Origin of the sequence: Desulfosudis oleivorans Hxd3, assembly GCF_000018405.1 — a bacterium.
In the GTDB taxonomy this organism is placed as follows: Bacteria; Desulfobacterota; Desulfobacteria; order Desulfobacterales; family Desulfosudaceae; genus Desulfosudis; species Desulfosudis oleivorans.
Map to the genome: position 1 here is coordinate 3,122,208 of NC_009943.1, position 18,262 is coordinate 3,140,469.

The 18,262-nt window shown below is 57.8% G+C and carries 17 protein-coding genes; 7 read left to right on the forward strand and 10 right to left on the reverse strand.

All coding sequences use genetic code 11. The annotated features are described in order from the left end of the window. Positions 1-255 precede the first annotated feature (255 nt). The gene (locus DOLE_RS13245) at positions 256-1,029 is read left to right on the forward strand and encodes an START domain-containing protein (RefSeq protein ID WP_012175996.1); all 774 of its coding nucleotides are present in this window, start codon (positions 256-258) and stop codon (positions 1,027-1,029) included. A 10-nt stretch (positions 1,030-1,039) separates the two neighbouring features. Here the strand turns inward: DOLE_RS13245 and DOLE_RS13250 are convergent, their stop codons facing one another. Both DOLE_RS13250 and pheA read right to left on the reverse strand, forming a co-directional pair. Then, positions 1,040-1,876: an NAD(+)/NADH kinase gene (locus DOLE_RS13250; RefSeq protein WP_012175997.1), complete on the reverse strand. Its 837-nt coding sequence runs from the start codon at positions 1,874-1,876 to the stop codon at positions 1,040-1,042. 189 nt (positions 1,877-2,065) lie between these two features. Beyond that, positions 2,066-3,184: a prephenate dehydratase gene (gene pheA / locus DOLE_RS13255; protein ID WP_012175998.1), complete on the reverse strand. Its 1,119-nt coding sequence runs from the start codon at positions 3,182-3,184 to the stop codon at positions 2,066-2,068. A 70-nt stretch (positions 3,185-3,254) separates the two neighbouring features. Here pheA and DOLE_RS13260 point away from each other — a divergent pair, with 70 nt between their 5' ends. The 5 genes from DOLE_RS13260 to DOLE_RS13280 all read left to right on the forward strand — a co-directional run bounded on the left by DOLE_RS13260 (position 3,255) and on the right by DOLE_RS13280 (position 9,654). Further along, on the forward strand, positions 3,255-3,587 hold the full coding sequence (locus DOLE_RS13260; RefSeq protein ID WP_012175999.1) for a hypothetical protein: 333 nt from the start codon (positions 3,255-3,257) through the stop codon (positions 3,585-3,587). 113 nt (positions 3,588-3,700) lie between these two features. Beyond that, positions 3,701-5,350, forward strand: a complete 1,650-nt coding sequence (locus DOLE_RS13265; RefSeq protein ID WP_012176000.1) for a ribonuclease J — start codon at positions 3,701-3,703, stop codon at positions 5,348-5,350. A gap of 70 nt (positions 5,351-5,420) precedes the next feature. Then, a complete protein-coding gene (locus DOLE_RS13270; RefSeq protein WP_012176001.1) occupies positions 5,421-7,571 on the forward strand; it encodes a DNA translocase FtsK in 2,151 nt (716 codons plus the stop codon). Continuing rightward, entirely contained in the window at positions 7,568-8,182 is a 615-nt protein-coding gene (locus DOLE_RS13275) for a class I SAM-dependent methyltransferase (protein WP_012176002.1), read from the forward strand. The genes DOLE_RS13270 and DOLE_RS13275 overlap by 4 nt, the downstream gene beginning before the upstream one ends. Before the next feature lie 389 nt (positions 8,183-8,571). After that, complete coding sequence (locus DOLE_RS13280) at positions 8,572-9,654, forward strand: hypothetical protein (RefSeq protein WP_153304432.1); 1,083 nt, start codon at positions 8,572-8,574, stop codon at positions 9,652-9,654. Here the strand turns inward: DOLE_RS13280 and DOLE_RS17565 are convergent, their stop codons facing one another. The 6 genes from DOLE_RS17565 to DOLE_RS13310 form a co-directional block, all read right to left on the reverse strand. Continuing rightward, positions 9,655-10,458: an epoxyqueuosine reductase gene (locus DOLE_RS17565; RefSeq protein WP_012176004.1), complete on the reverse strand. Its 804-nt coding sequence runs from the start codon at positions 10,456-10,458 to the stop codon at positions 9,655-9,657. It abuts the gene before it with no gap. 109 nt (positions 10,459-10,567) lie between these two features. Next, positions 10,568-11,296: an acyl-[acyl-carrier-protein] thioesterase gene (locus tag DOLE_RS13290; RefSeq protein ID WP_041280569.1), complete on the reverse strand. Its 729-nt coding sequence runs from the start codon at positions 11,294-11,296 to the stop codon at positions 10,568-10,570. Between the two features lie 269 nt (positions 11,297-11,565). Beyond that, a complete protein-coding gene (locus DOLE_RS13295; RefSeq protein WP_012176006.1) occupies positions 11,566-11,883 on the reverse strand; it encodes a hypothetical protein in 318 nt (105 codons plus the stop codon). Then, on the reverse strand, positions 11,873-13,327 hold the full coding sequence (locus DOLE_RS13300; protein WP_012176007.1) for a 4-hydroxyphenylacetate 3-hydroxylase family protein: 1,455 nt from the start codon (positions 13,325-13,327) through the stop codon (positions 11,873-11,875). Before DOLE_RS13300 ends, DOLE_RS13295 begins: the two co-directional genes overlap by 11 nt. Positions 13,328-13,557: 230 nt before the next feature. Further along, positions 13,558-14,274 (reverse strand): class I SAM-dependent methyltransferase, encoded by a 717-nt coding sequence (locus DOLE_RS13305; protein WP_012176008.1) that lies wholly within the window; start codon positions 14,272-14,274, stop codon positions 13,558-13,560. After that, complete coding sequence (locus DOLE_RS13310) at positions 14,246-15,511, reverse strand: glycosyltransferase family 4 protein (RefSeq protein ID WP_012176009.1); 1,266 nt, start codon at positions 15,509-15,511, stop codon at positions 14,246-14,248. The genes DOLE_RS13305 and DOLE_RS13310 overlap by 29 nt, the downstream gene beginning before the upstream one ends. Positions 15,512-15,765: 254 nt before the next feature. Between DOLE_RS13310 and DOLE_RS13315 the strand changes: the two genes are divergently transcribed. Then, positions 15,766-15,969, forward strand: a complete 204-nt coding sequence (locus DOLE_RS13315) for a DUF6485 family protein (protein ID WP_012176010.1) — start codon at positions 15,766-15,768, stop codon at positions 15,967-15,969. Positions 15,970-16,059: 90 nt separating this feature from the next. Here DOLE_RS13315 and mltF read toward each other — a convergent pair whose 3' ends face one another. Beyond that, on the reverse strand, positions 16,060-17,424 hold the full coding sequence (mltF, locus tag DOLE_RS13320; protein ID WP_041280570.1) for a membrane-bound lytic murein transglycosylase MltF: 1,365 nt from the start codon (positions 17,422-17,424) through the stop codon (positions 16,060-16,062). A gap of 11 nt (positions 17,425-17,435) precedes the next feature. After that, positions 17,436-18,248, reverse strand: a complete 813-nt coding sequence (cbiR, locus tag DOLE_RS13325) for a cobamide remodeling phosphodiesterase CbiR (protein ID WP_012176012.1) — start codon at positions 18,246-18,248, stop codon at positions 17,436-17,438. Positions 18,249-18,262 lie beyond the last annotated feature (14 nt).

Here is an 18,262-nt window from a genome sequence, read left to right on the forward strand (position 1 = left end):
CTGAAAATGGGATTTGTAATCTTTTGCGAGGCAACGCATCGAACATGCGCAATCAGGATGTATCATAAACCGGCCGCCCTGCCAATACCTCTTATAAGTGGAACAGGTCACCCTCTTGCCCGCCACCGTCTCAAATGATATGAATCATGGGTGGCAAGACACCAGAACCGTCACTGGGAGGACACGGTGATCCGCCAGATGCTTCAAGCCCGGCTGCCTGTAAAATGAGGGTTGAAAAAATCCAGCCGGCAGCGTATGAAACATGAAACCCTGTTCGAAAAAACCATTCACCTGAAAAAGGAGTGCGGCCGCATGAGACTCAAACCTGTTCTGCTTTTCCTGCTGATTTTTTCAACCGCACAGTTTGGCGCTTTTGCTGATGACGCGGCGGACAACGGGTGGCGGACCGTTTCAGACGAAAACGGAATCGTTGTCGAAAACCGGCCCCTGGACGAATTTAAAATGAAGCAGCTTCGGGCCCGGTGTGAAGTCGAGGCCCCCGTGGAGGTGATCTACGAGGTGATGGACGATGCGGACAGCTACCATGAGTGGTTCGGCGACTGCCTGTTACAGAGAACCATCCACCGGTTCAATGATTATGACAAAATCAGCTACCACGTGGTGGACCTGCCCTGGCCTCTGAATGACCGGGATGCCGTGTCCAGGGTCGTCACAACGGCGGACTGGGAGGCGGGAACCGTAGAGACTCGCGTGGATTCCATTCGCAGTGTGGAAGAGGCCGCTGTCTGGGGAATGGACCCGGAGACGGAAAAAAACGGCCGCGTCAGAATGCCGGTGATGGACGGCATTTTCACCTACACCACCACCGGCCCGAACACATCAGCCTTCACCTACATCGCCATCGCGGACCCGGGCATTGCTCTGCCGGGCTGGCTGCTCAACGCCTTTTCCACCACTCAGCCCATAAACACCCTGAGAAACCTGAAAAAACAGGTCAAAAAGGAAATTTACTGGGAAAAAGCCAGTGCCCGGCACGGAAAGGTCTTTTCGCCGGAAGCGACGGAGTAATGGAAACTCCTTAATACCCCGCCGGTCCCCCACCCCACTTGAGCTTGGTTTTCAGCACGTCAAAATAACGCTGGCCCGGCAGGATGATCATGTGCACCGGGTGGGCCGCTTTTTCGATCATCAGACGATGACCTTCCGTCATTTCAAACCCCTCCTGGCCGTCCAGGGTGACCATGATGTCCGACGGCGACTGGGCCAGGCGCAGCTCGATGCGCACCGAGTCCGGCACCACCAGGGGCCGGTTGGTCAGGGTAAAGGGACAGATGGGAGTTAAAATGATACCGGGCACGGCCGGGTGAATCACCGGCCCGCCGGCGGCCAGGGAATAAGCGGTGGAGCCGGTGGGCGTGGAAACAATCAGGCCGTCGCCGTGGTAGGTGGTCAGGTCGTAGCCGTCCACAAAGGTGTGAATATGGGCCAGCCTTGCCAGGGCCCCCTTGTTGATCACCACGTCGTTTAACACCGTGCGCCGGGCCTGTTCCTGGCCATTTTCATAAATGGTCACCCGCAGGCGCATGCGCTTTGCAATGGTAAACTCGCCTTTTAAAATCTTTTCAGCCGCGGAGAAGAGGTCGTCCTCCACGGTTTCAGACAGAAAGCCCACGCCGCCGAACTTGATGCCCACCAGCGGTATGGGGGCGTCCCCGATCCACCGGGCCGCGCTCAAAAAAGTGCCGTCGCCCCCCAGCACAAACACGCACCCCAGGTCTACCGGTGCCTTTCTGTCGTCTGAAACGCTGCCCGTGCGCACCACTCCCACGCCCCGGCCGGCCAGCCATTTTTCCAGTTCATCAGCGTTGCGGGCCGCCTCGGGATCGGTCTTTACCACCAGTCCTATGGTTTTCATCTCGTTATTCCTGAAAAATTATGACCGCTATACCTTATCATCTTACGCTTACTTTTACTCTTGCTCCTGCTCTTGCTCTTGATTGTTCAGCCACTATGGTTTCGATACCGATACCGATAGCGATCCCGATACCGATTTCGAAAGGCGCTATATCCGCGCAACGCAGAAACTGGGCTTTTCACGAAGCCATCAGCAGTCGTTCAGATGCAGCCCCGCAGGATAGCTCCCCAGCACCCGCAGGGTCTGGCAGTTTTCAACCAGTTCGGCCTGAAGGTCGGCATACTCGTCATCGGAGAGGTCGCACTCCAGGTCCGCGAAGAACAGGTACTGCCATTTTTCAGACCGCATGGGCCGGGATTCAAGTTTTTTCATGTTGATGCCCCCTCTGGCCAGAACGGAAAGCACACTGACCAGGGCCCCGGACTTGTCCGGCAGGGTGAACAGAATTGATGTCTTGTCCCGGCTGCCGCCGGCAGGGGCCTGGTGACCGATGACGATGAATCGGGTCCAGTTGTCCGGCGCGTCTTCGACGGGCCCGGCCAGCAGGTTGAGGGAAAACATGGCGGCCAGCTGGCGGTGGCCCACGGCGACGCAGTCAGGCCGGCCCGCCGCCTCACGGGCCGCGGCGGCCGTGCTGCCCACAAACACCACATGGGCCTCGGGCAGATGGCTCGAAAGCCAGGCCGCGCACTGGTCAATGGCCCGGGGGTGTGAGTAAACGGTCTGAATACCGGCAAGTCCGGTGCCGGCCCCTACCAGGTGATAGCTGATACGCAGGTAGATTTCAGCCTGAATATGCACACCGTAGCGGAGAAAAAGATCCAGGTTCTGGCCGGCGCTGCCGGAAAGGGAGTTTTCCAGGGGCACGATGCCCAGGTCGGCCTTTTTGCCGGCAACCGCGGCAAACACCGTCTCCAGGCTGGGGCAGGGTTCAAAGTCGGTGCTGCTGCCCAGCAGCTCCCGGCCGGCAAAATAGGAAAAGGTGCCTTCCGGCCCCAGGTAGACCGCCTTCTGGGGTTGCTGCAAGCGCCGGGAGGATGAAAGGATCTCCCGGTAGATGGTGCGCAGGTGGTCGTCGGGAAGGTCTCCGGGGTTTTCCGCCACCAGCCCTTCAAGCACCTCCTTTTCCCGAAAGGGCTTGAACACCGCCTGGTCGGCGGCCGACTTGACCCGGCCCACCTGGCGGCAGAGCCGGGCACGATGGTTGAGCAGGGCCAGAAGCTCCCTGTCGGTGCGGGTGATCTCCCGCCTTAGGTCGTCAAGGCCGGAAGGCATGGATACAACATCCGTGGATGCGGAACGGTTCATGGACGGCTTCACCTTTTGCTGATTTTCTAAATTATTGCACTATACCACAATCTATGTTAGTACAAAACCCATGAAACAATATGTGATCGACGAGTTAAGGCCCGGAGAATACGAAAAAATCCGGTCTTTCCTGGACGATACCGTCGGCCCGTCCGCCATGGAAAACATTTACTTTGTACCGGTTCCCCTGGAGTTACTTTCCGACACCCAGCGGCGTCACACCGACTGCCGGCCCCACTGTTTTGCCGTGGAACTGGACGAGACCCGTATTTCCTGTGAACTGCTGGTCCGCGCACCCCAAAAAATTCGCTGCGACTGCATCACCTATGCCACCGCCGGCCAGCGGGAGTGGCTGATGACCTATATGGATTCTCTCCTGGAACGGCTGGGCATCATCACCTGACCCGATCCCGAATCTTGCATGAAATTTTTCGACATGAATAAATACTTAAATAAAGCGCGATGTTCTGCAATGAACTATAACCAAATCAACTCGTGAAACATCCGGGATACAACATGCTGAAAATCACGCCCCTGGGCGGAACACGGGAAATCGGCCTGAACATGACGGTGATCGAATACGGCGACACCGCCTTTGCCATCGACGCGGGCCTGATGTTTCCTGAAGGATACATGCTGGGGGTGGACATCGTGCTGCCGGACATGGACTATATTCGGGAAAAGGGGAAGAACTTCGCCGCCGTGGTGCTGACCCACGGGCACGAAGACCACATCGGCGCCATTCCCTACCTGCTGCGGGACATGAACGTGCCCATCTTCGGCACCCCCTTCACCCTGGGCCTGGTCAGGCACAAACTTGAAGAGGCGGGCCTGCTGGCCAACGCCCGGCTCCACACCATTTCCCTGGATGAATTCCTGCGCATCGGCCCCTTTGAGCTGGACTTCATGCGGGTCAACCACAGCGTGGTGGATGGTGTGGGCATGGCCATCAAGACGCCGGTGGGCACCGTGGTCCATTCCGGCGATTTCAAGCTCAGCCAGAGCGCCTTTCCCTGGATGAACACCGACGTGGACAAGTTTGTGTGGTACGGGGGCCAGGGGATTCTGGCCCTGCTGTCCGACTCCACCAACGTGGAAAAGGACGGCCGCACCATTTCGGACATGGCCGTGGGTGAAACCCTTGAGAAAATTATCGCAAAAAGCCCGGGCCGGGCCATTGTGGCGCTGTTTGCCTCCAACATCGTGCGCATTCAGCAGATCGTCGACATCGCCGAAAAACATAACCGAAAAGTGATCTTTGACGGCCGCAGCATTGAAACCAGCACCCAGATCGCCAGGGATCTGGATTACCTGCGCCTGCCGGACGGCATCGAGATGAACATTCGGCAGATTGACGAGGTTCCCGACGACGAGGTGGTGGTGATCACCACCGGCAGCCAGGGCGAACCCATGAGCTCCCTTGCCCGCATGGCCACGGGCAGCAACAAGATGATCAAGACCCGGCCGGGGGATACCATCATTCTTTCGTCCAAATTCATTCCCGGTAACGAACGGGCCATCACCAGCATCATCAACCACTTCTATGAACAGGGCGCGGACGTGGTCTATGAAAAGATTTCCGATATTCACGTGTCCGGCCATGCTTTTCGGGAAGAGCTGATAGAGATGATGCAGATGGTCAACCCGACATACTTTATTCCCGTCCACGGCGAGCGGCGCCACCTGATCCACCACGCTCGCCTGGCCAAACAGGCCGGCATTCCCGAAGAAAACATCATTCTTCCGGACAACGGCCTGGTGATCGAATTCGACGAAACCGGTGTCCGGACCAAAGACCACATCACCACCGGCCGGGTGCTGGTGGACGGCAAGGGCGTGGGCGACGTGGGCAGCAGTGTGCTGCGGGAAAGAAAAGAGCTGGCTGAAGACGGCATCGTGGTGGTGGTGATCGTATTTGATGAGGAGACCGGCATCGTGGTTCACGGGCCGGAACTGCTGTCCAGGGGGTTTGTGTTTCAGAACCTGAAGGGCCATATCCTGGAGGATGCCCAGTGCGTGATCCTGGAAATCCTGGAGGAGGTGCGGCCGGACATGCCCGACCGCGTCTCGGTGATCGAAACCCAGATGAAAAGCGCCCTGCGGCAGTATTTCAAATTCACCATCAAACGGCGGCCGGTTGTCATTCCTGTGATGATTGAGGTATGATGCCACATAATCTGGACATTTCATGAAATATCCGGGATAACCTGTTCGCTTTTGTGGAATAAAACGGCTTATGCGAAAAGAACTCGGTGGTATTCTGATCCTGTTTCTGGTGGTACTGACCACGGTCAGCCTGCTGACCTTCAGCCCGGCCGACCCCTCCATCAATCACGCCCGGGGGCCGGGAGACATTCATAACTTCTTCGGCGTGCTGGGGGCCTACACCGCGGGGCTGCTGCTCTCCGGTTTCGGCCTGGGGGCCTTCTGGATTCCCTTTCTGCTGTTTCTTGCCGGCATGCGGGTGCTGGGCGGCAGGCCGGCCAAAACCATTCTGCCCATCGCCCTGGGCGGGCTGCTGCTGATTATCGCCACCGGCTGCCTGTTCGCCCTGCGGCAGGATATCTATTCCCTGATGGGCAGCCGGTTTCCCGCCGGCGGCATCACCGGCATTCCCTTAAAAGACCTGCTGGTAAGCTATGCCGGGCCGGCCGGGGGCGCCTTTATCGCCTTTCTGCTGTTCCTGACGGGCCTGATCATCGCCACCGGCTTCTCCCCGGTGCGCTTCGGCCGAAGGTGTTACGCCCTGGGCCGCCGCCTCTATGACGCCCTTCGCACGCGCTACATCATTCGGCGGGAAAGAAAACTGAAAGCGGAAAAACGGGCCGAAGTTCAGAAAAAACAGGCCCAGAAGCCCGAACGGGAAATTGTCATCAAGGCACCGGCGCCGGTGACGGCGGTTCCGCCGGTTCCCGCGCCCAAGCAGAAAGAGTTCGATTTCATGAGCCCGTCGGGCCCCTTTGACCTGCCGTCGGTCAAGTTTCTCACTGACCCGGACAAGCGACCCGCCTCCATGGATGACGACAGCCTGCACATGCAGGCCAAGCTGCTGGAAAAAAAGCTGGAAGACTTCGGCATCAGCGGTGAGGTCACCGAAATATCGCCCGGCCCGGTGGTCACCACCTTTGAATACCGGCCCGCGCCCGGTGTAAAGATCAACCGGATTGTCAACCTGTCCGACGACCTGGCCCTGGCCCTGCGGGCCATTTCCATTCGCATCGTGGCCCCCATTCCCGGCAAGTCGGTCATCGGTATCGAGATACCCAATGCCGAGCGGGAGGTGGTACGCATAAAAGAGATCATCGTCTCCCAGTCCTTTGAAAAATCAAAGTCCAGGCTCACCCTCTGCCTGGGAAAGGACATCGTGGGCGAGCCCGTGGCCGTGGAGATGGACAAGATGCCCCACCTGCTGGTGGCCGGCTCCACGGGCTCGGGCAAAAGCGTGGCCCTGAACACCATGATCTGCAGCCTGCTCTACAAGGCCCGGCCCGACGAGGTCAAGCTGCTGATGATCGACCCCAAACGCATCGAGCTCTCCCTGTACGACGGCATTCCCCACCTGATCGCCCCGGTGGTGACCAACATGAAAAAGGCCACCAACGCCCTGAACTGGGCCGTCCGGGAAATGGAGGAGCGGTATGAAAAACTGGCGTCAAAGCAAGTGCGCAACATCGCTCAGTACAACAAAAAGATAGAAAAGGAGAGCGACCATCCCGACGATGAGAAGCTCCCCTACATCGTCATCATCATCGACGAGTTTGCCGACCTCATGGCCGTGGCCTCCCGGGATGTGGAGACCGCCCTGGCAAGGCTTGCCCAGATGGCCCGGGCCGCGGGCGTCCACCTGATCCTGGCCACCCAGCGGCCGTCGGTGAACGTGATCACCGGCGTGATCAAGGCCAACTTTCCCACCCGCATCTCCTTTCAGGTGTCGTCCAAGATCGACTCGCGCACCATTCTGGACACCAACGGCGCGGAAAGCCTGCTGGGCAGCGGCGACATGCTCTACCTGCCGCCGGGCACAGGCAAGCTTCAGCGGATTCATGGCGCGTTTATCTCCGAAGACGAGGTCAATCGCATCATCGAATTCCTTAAAAAGCAGAAAGAGCCGGAGTTTGACGAAAGCGTGACCCTGGCGCCGCCGGCGGCTGAAGAAGCCGACGGAGACCTGGAGTTCGACGACCGGTACGACGAGGCCGTGGCCCTGGTGAGCCGAACCCGGCAAGCCTCCATCTCCATGATCCAGCGCCACCTGCGCATCGGCTACAACCGGGCCGCCCGCATTATTGAGGTAATGGAACAACAGGGCGTGGTGGGGCCTTCGGACGGGGTCAAACAACGGGAAGTACTGATTTCAAACCTTGAGGACATGGACGGCGGCAAATGAGTTTTGATCCTGATGATTTAAAAAACATCAAAGGCTTTCTTGACAATGACGAGGCCCGGCACCTCTACGACATGGCGCTCTGGTCCAGCGTTGCCGGCCCCTGCCTGGAGGTGGGCAGCTACTGCGGAAAATCGGCGGTATGCCTGGGGGCTGCCTGCCGGGAGAACAACGCCCTTCTTTTTTCCATCGACCACCACCGGGGTTCTGAAGAGCAGCAGCCCGGCGAAGAATATTTTGACCCCGCGCTTTTTGATCACCGGGCCGGACAGATCAACACCCTTCCCTTTTTTCTTTCAGCCATCGAAAAAGCCGGGCTTGCCGACACTGTGGTGCCTATTGTATGCAGTTCGACCACGGCGGCAAAAGGATGGGCCACACCCCTTTCCCTGGTGTTCATTGACGGCGGCCACTCCCTTGAAACCGCCACCACCGACTACCGATGCTGGGCGCAACACATTATTCCCGGCGGTCTGCTGCTGATTCACGATATTTTTGAAAATCCCGATGAAGGGGGCCAGGCCCCGCACGAGGTCTACAAAATGGCCCTTTCCTCCGGCCTCTTTAATCCCCACTCCCGGGTAAAGACCCTGGGGGTGCTGCAACGGAAATGACCCCCGGCGCCGGTCCCCAAAAACAGTTTTCCAGTCTCTGGGTTTCAAAAACCCTTCCCCTTCTTCTTGTGACCGGAGCTTCTGTTCTGATGATTCTGTCGGCCCGCGGGGATTTATGGCATGACGAAGTATGGTCCATACTTTTTGCCGAAAACGCGAGAACCCCTCTGGAACTGTTTTTTTTTAAACACGACAACAACCATCTGTTAAACACGCTCTTTTTATATCTGGCCGGCAATCAGACGCACTTTATCGTTTATCGCCTGCTTTCCATCCTTTCAGGTATCGGCTCTTTTCTGCTGTTGGGCCATATCGCCCGAAAGCTCTGGGGGAACCGGGATGCGATACTGGCACTGGTACTTTGTGGATCTTCTTTTCAACTGATTCTCATGTTTTCCGAGGCCCGTGGATATGCGCCGGCCATCTTTTTCTCTCTACTGGCCTTTGCCTGCCTGCTACACGTTGGAGATCCGCTCAAGACGCTGACCCTGCTGCTGTTCTGGGCCGCGTGCGTGTTGGGAATCCTTGCCCATGCCACGTTTGTTATCATCTTCTTTGCGATGCTTTCTTATTCCCTGACTCTGTTCTCCGTGGCGCATAAACGGGGACAAAAACTCTACACACAAACTATCCGGCTGTTTTTCATCTACGGCCCACCCGCTATCTTCATGACAGTCCTGTACCTCTGGTTTTTTTCTCCAATGATGATCGGCGGCGGACCAGAAGTTTCAAAAGCGCAAAACATCCTGCAAAGCCTGTCCCTTCCTTTCGGCCATATATGGAAACCAAAAATTGCCGTTGTTGCCTTCACTGTTACGGCTCTCATCATGGTCGCGGGGTGCTTTCTGCTTTTTCGGCAACAAAACCGGCTGTGGTCTTTTTTTGTCGCGTCATTGATCGCCATACCGGTACTGATTGTGGGTATCACCCGTCCCTCTTACTTCTCCCCACGGTATCTCACCATCTGCCTGCCCTTTTTTTACCTGCTTACAGCCCGTCTTCTGGGCACACTGGTCACCAGCGGCAAATGGAACAAATGGATGGCAATCTTTCTGGTGGCGCTCTTTATCGCCGGTAATGCACAGCCGATGGTTTCCCTGCTTTTAAACGGGCGCGGACATTACAAAGCCGCCCTGGAAGCCATTATCGAGCATTCAGACGGAGACAAAGTGGTAATCAGTGGTAATGATTATTATAAAATGATGCGACTGATCTTGTTCTACCGCCGCTTTCTGCCCTCTTCTCCAGAGATTCAATATGCCAAACCTTCGGAATGGGAGCAGCAGCAGCCGGACTGGTTTATTACCTTCAGCTGGAGACCTGAAAAACAGCCGCTGCCGCTCATCGTCATGCCGTATATCGGCAGCTATGCTCTTTTTGGTGAATATCGATACAGCGGTTACGGGTCAGGATGGCACTGGTTTCTCTATCAGAAAGCGCCCCCAAAAGAACAACCGGTGCCGGCCGGCTGATCAATGCGGCGAATTTTTCCGGTTTTCCGGAAAATGGGGGCATGCCTTGAGGCAGGCAAAACAGGAGACCCCGTAGCTGTCAAAAAAGCTTAAGGCAAACAGGTCCATCAGACCGGTCAGAAACCGGCTTTTTCCCACCGGCCAGCGGATGGCCGACAGCACCCAGCGTGGCGGCATCAGGGTGTGCTTTATGCAGTTGCCCATGCACTGCATCTTGTCGATGCCTTTTTCCGACAGGGCCCCCACCGGGCAGGCGTCCATGCACTTATGGCAGTTGTCCGGGCAGAGCTTTGGGAACTCGGCCGGGCCGGTGGCCGGCCAGTCCATGGTGGTGATCAACCCGCCCAGGCGCAGAATGTTTCCCTTTTCCGGATGGATCAGCAGCGTGTTTTTGCCCATCTTGCCCAGGCCCGCTGCCACGGCCGCGTGCTTCAGGCTGATCAGGCCCCGGGGTTCGCCGTTGTGAAACTTCAGCGGGCCATAAGAGGGGATGGGCAGGGCCGCGTGGCCGGCGGCCTCCAGCATCAGGCAGGCGGCGTTGGCCGCGTCATTGGTGGCCTGGTAGTAGGTGTGAAAGGCGGCCGTATAAAAAGAATAAAACCCGTTATTGCGCGGCGTCTGGAAAACTGACAGGGGCAGGGGCCTGGCCAGGATCACCACAGACCGGGCTTCAGGCAGCATATCCCCGGGCCGAAAACCCTCAGGCGCGGTTTGGTTAAGCAGGTCCGCACTGGCAACGCCGAAAACAGGAATCCCCCTTTTTTCCAGAAGCGCCTGGATGTCATTGATGACGGTATTGGCCATGGATGTCTCCTGTGGGTGAAAAACAAAGGTGTTTAAAAATTTGTGCGAGACGGGGATTTCCGATGCCGATCCCGATCCCGATAGCGATCCCGATTTTGATACAATATGGTCAGGCCAGAACGATGTCGCCGCAGGCATAGACTCCTGACGCGTCAAAAAAGGTGTAGGCGCAGGCCCCGTTTTCCCGCCGGGCCAGGCCGGCCTGAATGCGCTTCACCTGCCGGCCGATCTCCCGGTTGTACTGAATGGCAACCGTGCGGACCCCGAAGGTGTCTCCCACCTGGTTTCCGAGCAGGGTGTCCAGGTAGTCAAAATAGACAGCGTTGTTCACATGGCCCAGCATATCATAATCCGAACGCCGGGTGATGATCTCCATGCTCTCTTCGGGCACCAGGTTCTTGTTCGGCTTCCATGCCTCGATGTCCCGGTCCAGGGCCATGGCCGGCACCACGCCGTAAAGGTCGTCGGTCTCTTTGGGCACCTTGACCACCTTGCGCCGGGCCAGGTCCAAAAACAACCAGGAGCTGGCCGCCGTGGCCACCCTCTCCTTTCCCGCCAGAATTTCATACTCCCGGTAGGACTTGAACCCCCGGATGCCCCGGTGCCAGGTGTTCACCGTGACAGTTTCGCCATATAACGGATAACGGGCAAGATCAAGAATGACCTTGTTTAAAATCCAGGCATAACCGGCGGCAATGATCACCCGGGTATCCCGATCGGCCTCGTGCACATGGTCCAGTGCCGCGTTCTGCAGAATGCGCATCAGGGCGTCCAGCTTGATCCGGCCGTCGGTGGCGGTCTGAAAATAGTCGATTTTCCGGGTCTGCTGAAATGTCATATGCGTCTCTTGCCTTCCATTTAAATCGGTATCGCTATCGGGATCGGTATCGACATGCTTTATTCCTGATTGTAATTCGATTGCGAACCCGATCCCGATGTCAAAGTGCCGATCAGATTTAACTGGATGCCGGGTCGGAGAGACTGTGTCGTAATTCATTTTTTGTCATTGCGAGGAGCAAAGCGACGAAGCAATCTCTTGCTAAGCCCTTATCAGTTGGACGTTCAAGATTGCTTCGCTTCGCTCGCAATGACTAAATATTGTTTTTTTTAAATTATGACACAGTCCTCAGGGTCCGGCATGTCGGATGGGGCACCGGTCTTTTTCAAAGTAGCCAGAATATCGCGAGCCGTTTTTTCATCGGTCACCGGCACAATCCGGGCATTGCCAAACGCCGTTTCATCAACACAGGCGCAGGTGCATCCGCACACCGCCACCACGACATCCGGCTGCCCGTCATCAGTCACCGTAAACGCTTCGTCCGCCTTCAGGCGCCGCCGGATATCTTCCGCCGTTGCCACCCGGTCATACCCGGCGTTGCACCCGCCGCAAAACACGACGCGGACGGATTGGGCCTTACTGGTCATTGTCCTTGATACCACAGAGGGCTTTGGCCTTTTTCTTTTTCTCCTCCATGTTGGCCAGCCGGGAGATCATGATCCGCTGGGCCTGGGGAGATCCCGCGCCGTGCATGGATTCGGTGAGGTAGCCCACCGCCGCCGTTCCCAGGGTGATATTTTCAATCAGCCGCAGGATACGGGCCCGGTTTTCGGGCAAAACCCCGTCCCGTGTCTGAAAATACTTTTTCAGCACCGGCCCGGTTTCGGGATCGTTAAAATCCTGCTCGGATGGCAGGGTCACCATCAGGCCGCCGGCAATATCCTGGGCCAGCCGGGAAAGCTCGTAGGGAAACCGGGTCACGTTCTGCTTGAATACGTTGGCCAGCAGGTTGTTCACGTAATAAGTCCCGCTGGGCTCTTTGTGGCCGGTGGCGGCGCAGGCCAGAGACCCGCAGAACAGGGACTCGTTCAAATGGTTCATCTCAACGATCTTGTCCTTGATGTGATGGGCCTTTTCCGCGCCGTTGTACTCGGCAATGGTCTGGGACGCGCCGATGAGCACGTCCCCCACCCCTACCTTGCAGGCATAGCTCTGGCGGTGGTAGGAGGCAAACCGCTCCACCAGGTGGCCGGCAAACTCGAATTCTTTGAGCATGAAAATGCGGTCGTTGGGCACGAACACATCGTCAAACACTACCAGGGCCTCGTGCCCCCCGAAAAAGGGGTTGCCCCGGTCGATGGTGCCCATCTCCAGCTTGCGGGTGTCGCAGGACTGGCGGCCCATGATGTAGGTGATGCCCTCGGCGTCACTGGGCAGGGCAAAAGAGACCGCGTAGTCTTTGTCCTCCTCCCGCATGGAAATGGTGGGCATGACAATAACCTCGTGGGAGTTTACGGCCCCGGTCTGGTGGGCCTTGGCGCCCCTCACCACGATACCGTCGGGTTTGACCTCCACCACGCGGAGGTAGAGGTCCGGGTCTTTCTGTTTATGCGGCGGCAGGGACCGGTCTCCTTTGGGGTCGGTCATGGCGCCGTCGCAGGTCAGGTCGTTTTCCTGCACGTATTCAAGGTAGCGGATAAACCGCTTGTTGTATTCCGTGCCGTATTTGGCGTCGATGTCAAAGGTGGTCATGGAAAGGGCGTTGAGCGAGTCCATGCCCACGCACCGTTGAAAGCAGCAGCCCGTGGCCCCGCCCAGGAGCCGGCCCATGCGGGTCTTTTTTACCAGATCGTCGGTGCTCTGGTGAATATGGGTAAACCGGTTGATCTTTTTGCCGGTCAGGTGGGAGGTGGCCGTCATGATGGCCTCGTGCTCGGGCCGGTGGGCCAGTTCATAGGTCTTGGCCACGGCGTTCATGGACGGGCGGATGATGGGATGGTCCACCACGTTGGAAACCTTTTGGCCGAACATGTAAACCTTGAGATTAAGCTTGCGAAGAGAAGCCTCATAGGCTTCGGCGGTCATCATCATGGCGATATCCTCCGTCGTGAGAATTTGACCTGTTGAGTGGGCGCCAGCCCTGATGGCGGCTGGCAGATGATATGTTACTTTATCTTACAATACAAAAATCGGCTTGAGAATCTCAAAAAATTAAATCTCACCGCAGAGACGCAAAGGACGCAAAGAAAAAGCTGAACGCTGCGCGTAAAGCGAAAAACATACCCCTTTGCGGACTTTGCGCCTTTGCGGTGCAAAAGGCGCTATACAGAATTCTTCTTCAGGTAAACCACCAGGCTCTTGCCCATCACCGGATTCAGCAGCCGGCTGGAAAAGCGGGTGATTTTCGGCCGCTTCATGATGTCCCAGGTCAGAAACCGGTGATAGAGATTGACGGCCATGGAATCGGTACGCGTGGGCCCCACCAGGCACTTGAGCCACCAGTAGGGCGAGTGCAGGCTGTGGGCAAAATGGCTGGCCCAGGTTCTTGCGCCCAGGGACTCCAGGCGACTAACCAGCTGGGTCTTGGCGTAGATACGCACATGGCCCTGGTTGGCATTGACATAATCGTCGGACAGCATCCAGCAGATGCGCTCGGGAAAATAGCGGGGCACACTGACCACCAGGTCCTTGCCCGGCTTGAGAACGCGCAGCAGCTCGGCCATGGCGTCCCGGTCCGCTGGAATGTGCTCCAGCACCTCGGAACAGATCACCACGTCAAAGGTGGCGTCGGCAAAGGGAAGCCGGGTGATGTCGGTCACGGACAGGCCCCAGCACCCCCCGCCGTGTTCGCCCAGCTGATCGTGAAAGTGCAGTTTCTCCCGGGCCACTGCCAGGGAATTAAAGTTCAGGTCCGCGCCCACCACGGTAACGCCCTTGAGCCGGTAGGCGGCACAGGTGTGACGGCCCTCGCCGCATCCGATGTCTAAAATCCTTGCGCCGGGTTTTACTTTAAGCCTGCTGAAGTCCGCGGTGACCACGAATAACCTCTCTGTAAACCGCCTCGGTTTTTCTGGCGGCGTTTTCCCATGTGAAATGACGATGTACCCGCTCGTATCCTTTTTGTCCCAGTTCCCGGGCCAGGGCCGGGTTGTCGAACACCCGCACGATCTCCCGGGCCAGGGCCTCGGGGTTTTCCGGGGGCACCAAAATACCGGCGTTCCCCACCACCTCGGGCAGGGCACCGCCGGAGGTGCTGATCACCGGCACTCTGCACGCCATGGCTTCACCGGCGGGCAGGCCGAACCCTTCATACACCGACGGCACCACGGCCACCGTGGCCCTGGCGTACTGGCGCACAAATTCCTCGTTGCTGATCCGGCCCGTGAAGGTGATCAGGGGGCCGATGCCCAGCTTTTTCACCAGCCGCTCCACGCCGCCGTTTTCCTTGGGCTTGCCGATCACGGTAAGAAAGACCTCCCGGTGGGCCGCGATCTTTGCCACGGCATGCAGCAGGTGATACAGCCCCTTTAACGGCGTGTCCGCGCTGTTGGTCACGATGATGCGGTTCGGCTCCCGGGCAATCTCATCGATGGGATAAAACAGCTCGGTGTTGATGCCGTTGGGAATCACGGAAAACCGGTCCGGCCGCACCCCGAAGTCCCTGCTGATGTCTTTTTGGGCCCGCTCGGAAACAGTGATAATACGGGGCAGTGACCGTGCCACCCTTTTCTGCATGCCCAGAAATGAAAACCACCGCATCTGCTGAAGCTTTCCCACTTTTGACCGGACGCTGCGAATGGCGATCTCCCGGTCCACGGTGATGGGGTGGTGAATGGTGGCCACGGCAGGCACCACCCGGCCGATGGCCCACAGTCCATAGGACAGGCTCTGGTTGTCGTGAATGATGTCGTAGTCCTTGAAACGGTTACGCATGAACTGATAGGCCCGCAACCCGAAGGTGAAGGGCTCGGGAAATCCCATGGTGGAGACGCCGAACCACTCCATGAAATTGATGGGCCGGGCCAGCTCCCGCAGCGACGGCATACGGAACAACGCCTCCGGGTTGTACAGGTCCAGGCACGGCAGGTGGGTCAGCTTGACCCCGTCCTTGAGCTGGGGGTCGGGCGGGCCGGAAATCACCTCCACCTGATGGCCCAGGCGGGAAAGCCAGTAGCTCAGGTTGCGCACATAGACACCCTGGCCCCCGCAGTGGGGATTGCTTCTGTAACTGAGCAGGCCGATGCGAAGCGGGCCGCTATCGGTTGCCGCTGGCATTGCCTGTCTCCATTAAATTTATGTTCACAATAAACCTTAAAATCAAATAGTTATTCAACAACCGGGCCGTACGTGCCACATGTTGCCAACACACACGAAAAACAACAAACCATACAGCCGAAACCCGTTTGCCGTCAAGGGGTTTTACGGCCGGTCCTTTCTGGACACCATCGGGCTGATACGGTATAACAGCCTTACACAACGGCCCGCATCAAGAATCGTTTTGAACCTGAAATCCCGCGAAAGGAGGCCCCATGGAGTGCCGCAAAGACCAGAACATGACCCGCTGCAACTGTACCTATGACCCGTGCTCAAGAAAAGGAATCTGCTGCGAATGCCTTGAATATCACTTACGGAGCCGGGAACTGCCCGGCTGCTGTTTCCCCGACACCGCCGAGCGGACCTACGACCGGTCCTTTGACCACTTCGCCCGCCTGGTGGCCGGCGGAAAAATATAAGGAAACCCCGAAAAATTAAATTTCACCGCAAAGACGCGGAGGACGCAGGAAAAGCATCAGCACGCAGTGAAAGGCGGGCGGTATGGCCGCTCAGACGGCCTTTTTCTGTTTCAGAATATCGTAGTAGGTAAGAATACGCTCTATATAGCGGACCGCCTCGTTTCCCCTGGCGTACCCGTAGGTGGTGTCCGCGTAATACTCCCGGTTTCGCAGCAGGGGCAGGACCTCCTTCAGGGACTGCCACCGGTTGGGGTCCATGCCCATGTTTTTGGCGATCTGCTGGGCGTCCCGCACATGGCCGTAGCCGATGTTATAACTGGCCAGGGCAAAAAGCAGACGGGTGCGGGGATCCTCAATATCGTCAAACCGGTGGCGCAATTTGGCCAGGTAGGCCACGCCGGCGGTGATGTTCTGCTCGAAATCGAACCGGTCGGTCACCCCCATCTCCTCCGCGGTCACCCGGGTGAGCTGCATCAATCCCTTGACCCCTGTGTGACTCTGGGCAAAGGGGTCAAAATGGGACTCCTGGTAGATCACCGCCGCGATCATCTGCCAGTCAAAACCATGACGGTCCGCGGCCTTTTCAATCAGGGGCCGGAACCGGGGGAGCCGGGTGTAGATTCGCTGGTGGAATTTTTTGACATCCACGTAATCAAAGGTATCCACTGCCGTATAATACCGGTTATAAATTCTTGTAAAGGTCCCGTTTTCTTTGATCTCGTCAAAAAAGCGGTTGATTTCGGTCCGCAGGCCCCTGTCTCCCTTGCGTACGGCCCAGGCCAGGGGCTGCTCCTTTTCAATGGGAAAGGCGATACGGATGTCCGGGTAGTAGCGCCGGTTCAGCAGCGCGATGGCCGAATCGGCCACGGTGATGTCGATTTGTCTCTTGGCCACCTGCTCGATCAGTTCCTCGGTGGGGGTGTTCCGGTGAAGCACCAGTTGCAGGTCGATGCCGTCGGCCTGCAACGCCTCCAGCCGCTGCTGGTAGGTGGTGTCCTCCCGCACATGGACCGTCCGGCCGGCCAGGCCGGCCGGTGTTACGATGCTGTGGTCGGACTTGTGAAGAATCAGGTGCTGGCGTACCGAAAGATAGGGCTCGGAAAAATCGGCGTACTGTTCGCGTTTTCTGGTGTGGGTCATGCTGGCCGCGATGAAATCGCCGTCTCCCCGCTGCAGGGAGGCAAACAGAGCATCCCACCCCGGCGTTTTGACCTCCAGGTCCACACCCAGATGTCCGGCAAAGGCCTTTGCCAGATCATATTCAAACCCCATGGGGGTCTCTTTATAGATGTAGTAGCTGTTGGCGTTGTTTTCCGTCAGAACGACGATTTTGCCATGCTGCCGGATTTTCCACAGGGACTGCATGGAACGCCGGTAATCATAAAACCATGCAACGCCAATGGCCAGGGCCACCCACAACAGCACCACGGTCACGCGTCGAAGCGGTCGTCTCATGGCCATTCCATTCAACAGTTGCCGGTTTTCTGAAACGTATGCCACAGCCGGTCCAGACAGTCCAGAGAGGCAAAGAGGGCCTCTGCGGAAAACACTTCCAGTGAAAGGGTGCCGGCAAAGTTCGATAGCATGTAAAGCAATTCCTGCTGCCGGCCGGCAGCAAGGACATCCAGGGCCAGGTGATCCTCAGCCCCGGACGCGCCGTGGGCATGAATAATGGCAACGCGATCCCGGAACAGATCAAAGGCGGCCCTGCTGTCATACCCTTTTACCGCAAGATGCCCGATGTCCAGGCAGACCGAACAGTCCAGAGTCTCCACGATATCGTAGAGAAAGAAGGGCGGGTAGTCCAGGGTTTCAAGGGCCAGAGACCGGGGGGGAAGAGAATGGGCCGCCAGAATCCGCTCAAGGCGCCGGCAGACCCGCTCCTCCCAGATGCGGGAAGGCCGGGTTCCGTTAGGCTGGTCACAGGGAACGTGCAGGGTCCATGACGTGGGAACCAGTGACCGTGAACGGTCCACCGCCTCGCCGATGGCCTTTTCAGCGGCCCGGGCCTCGGCCCTATCAGCGGCGGCAATGGAGACATCAATGGGCAGATGCACGTTATAGGCGACGGCGCCGGAACCGCCCAGGGTTTTCAGCGCGCCGATTTCACCGGCGGAGGGCAGGCGTTCCGGCCCGCTTTCAAACAGCAGCAGCTCGATCTCATCCACCAGGGGCGCCAAGCGCCGGACGTTTTCCGCGTAGCCCGCCGGATAGACAAAGGAAGGGCAGGCCAGGGAAAAGGGATACACCCCCTTATAGGCCACCGGCGCCGGGGTCATGGCACAGCCCGCTG

Bases quoted from the DNA above. Each gene is read 5' to 3' on its own strand.
- mltF (WP_041280570.1), bottom strand. From the start codon at position 17,424: ATGAGACGACCGCTTCGACGCGTGACCGTGGTGCTGTTGTGGGTGGCC.
- DOLE_RS13315 (WP_012176010.1), top strand. From the start codon at position 15,766: ATGGAGTGCCGCAAAGACCAGAACATGACCCGCTGCAACTGTACCTAT.
- cbiR (WP_012176012.1), bottom strand. From the start codon at position 18,248: ATGACCCCGGCGCCGGTGGCCTATAAGGGGGTGTATCCCTTTTCCCTG.
- DOLE_RS13265 (WP_012176000.1), top strand. From the start codon at position 3,701: ATGCTGAAAATCACGCCCCTGGGCGGAACACGGGAAATCGGCCTGAAC.
- DOLE_RS13290 (WP_041280569.1), bottom strand. From the start codon at position 11,296: ATGACATTTCAGCAGACCCGGAAAATCGACTATTTTCAGACCGCCACC.
- DOLE_RS13270 (WP_012176001.1), top strand. From the start codon at position 5,421: ATGCGAAAAGAACTCGGTGGTATTCTGATCCTGTTTCTGGTGGTACTG.
- DOLE_RS13260 (WP_012175999.1), top strand. From the start codon at position 3,255: ATGAAACAATATGTGATCGACGAGTTAAGGCCCGGAGAATACGAAAAA.
- DOLE_RS13245 (WP_012175996.1), top strand. From the start codon at position 256: ATGAAACATGAAACCCTGTTCGAAAAAACCATTCACCTGAAAAAGGAG.
- DOLE_RS17565 (WP_012176004.1), bottom strand. From the start codon at position 10,458: ATGGCCAATACCGTCATCAATGACATCCAGGCGCTTCTGGAAAAAAGG.
- DOLE_RS13250 (WP_012175997.1), bottom strand. From the start codon at position 1,876: ATGAAAACCATAGGACTGGTGGTAAAGACCGATCCCGAGGCGGCCCGC.
- pheA (WP_012175998.1), bottom strand. From the start codon at position 3,184: ATGAACCGTTCCGCATCCACGGATGTTGTATCCATGCCTTCCGGCCTT.
- DOLE_RS13300 (WP_012176007.1), bottom strand. From the start codon at position 13,327: ATGATGATGACCGCCGAAGCCTATGAGGCTTCTCTTCGCAAGCTTAAT.
- DOLE_RS13275 (WP_012176002.1), top strand. From the start codon at position 7,568: ATGAGTTTTGATCCTGATGATTTAAAAAACATCAAAGGCTTTCTTGAC.
- DOLE_RS13280 (WP_153304432.1), top strand. From the start codon at position 8,572: ATGTTTTCCGAGGCCCGTGGATATGCGCCGGCCATCTTTTTCTCTCTA.
- DOLE_RS13295 (WP_012176006.1), bottom strand. From the start codon at position 11,883: ATGACCAGTAAGGCCCAATCCGTCCGCGTCGTGTTTTGCGGCGGGTGC.
- DOLE_RS13310 (WP_012176009.1), bottom strand. From the start codon at position 15,511: ATGCCAGCGGCAACCGATAGCGGCCCGCTTCGCATCGGCCTGCTCAGT.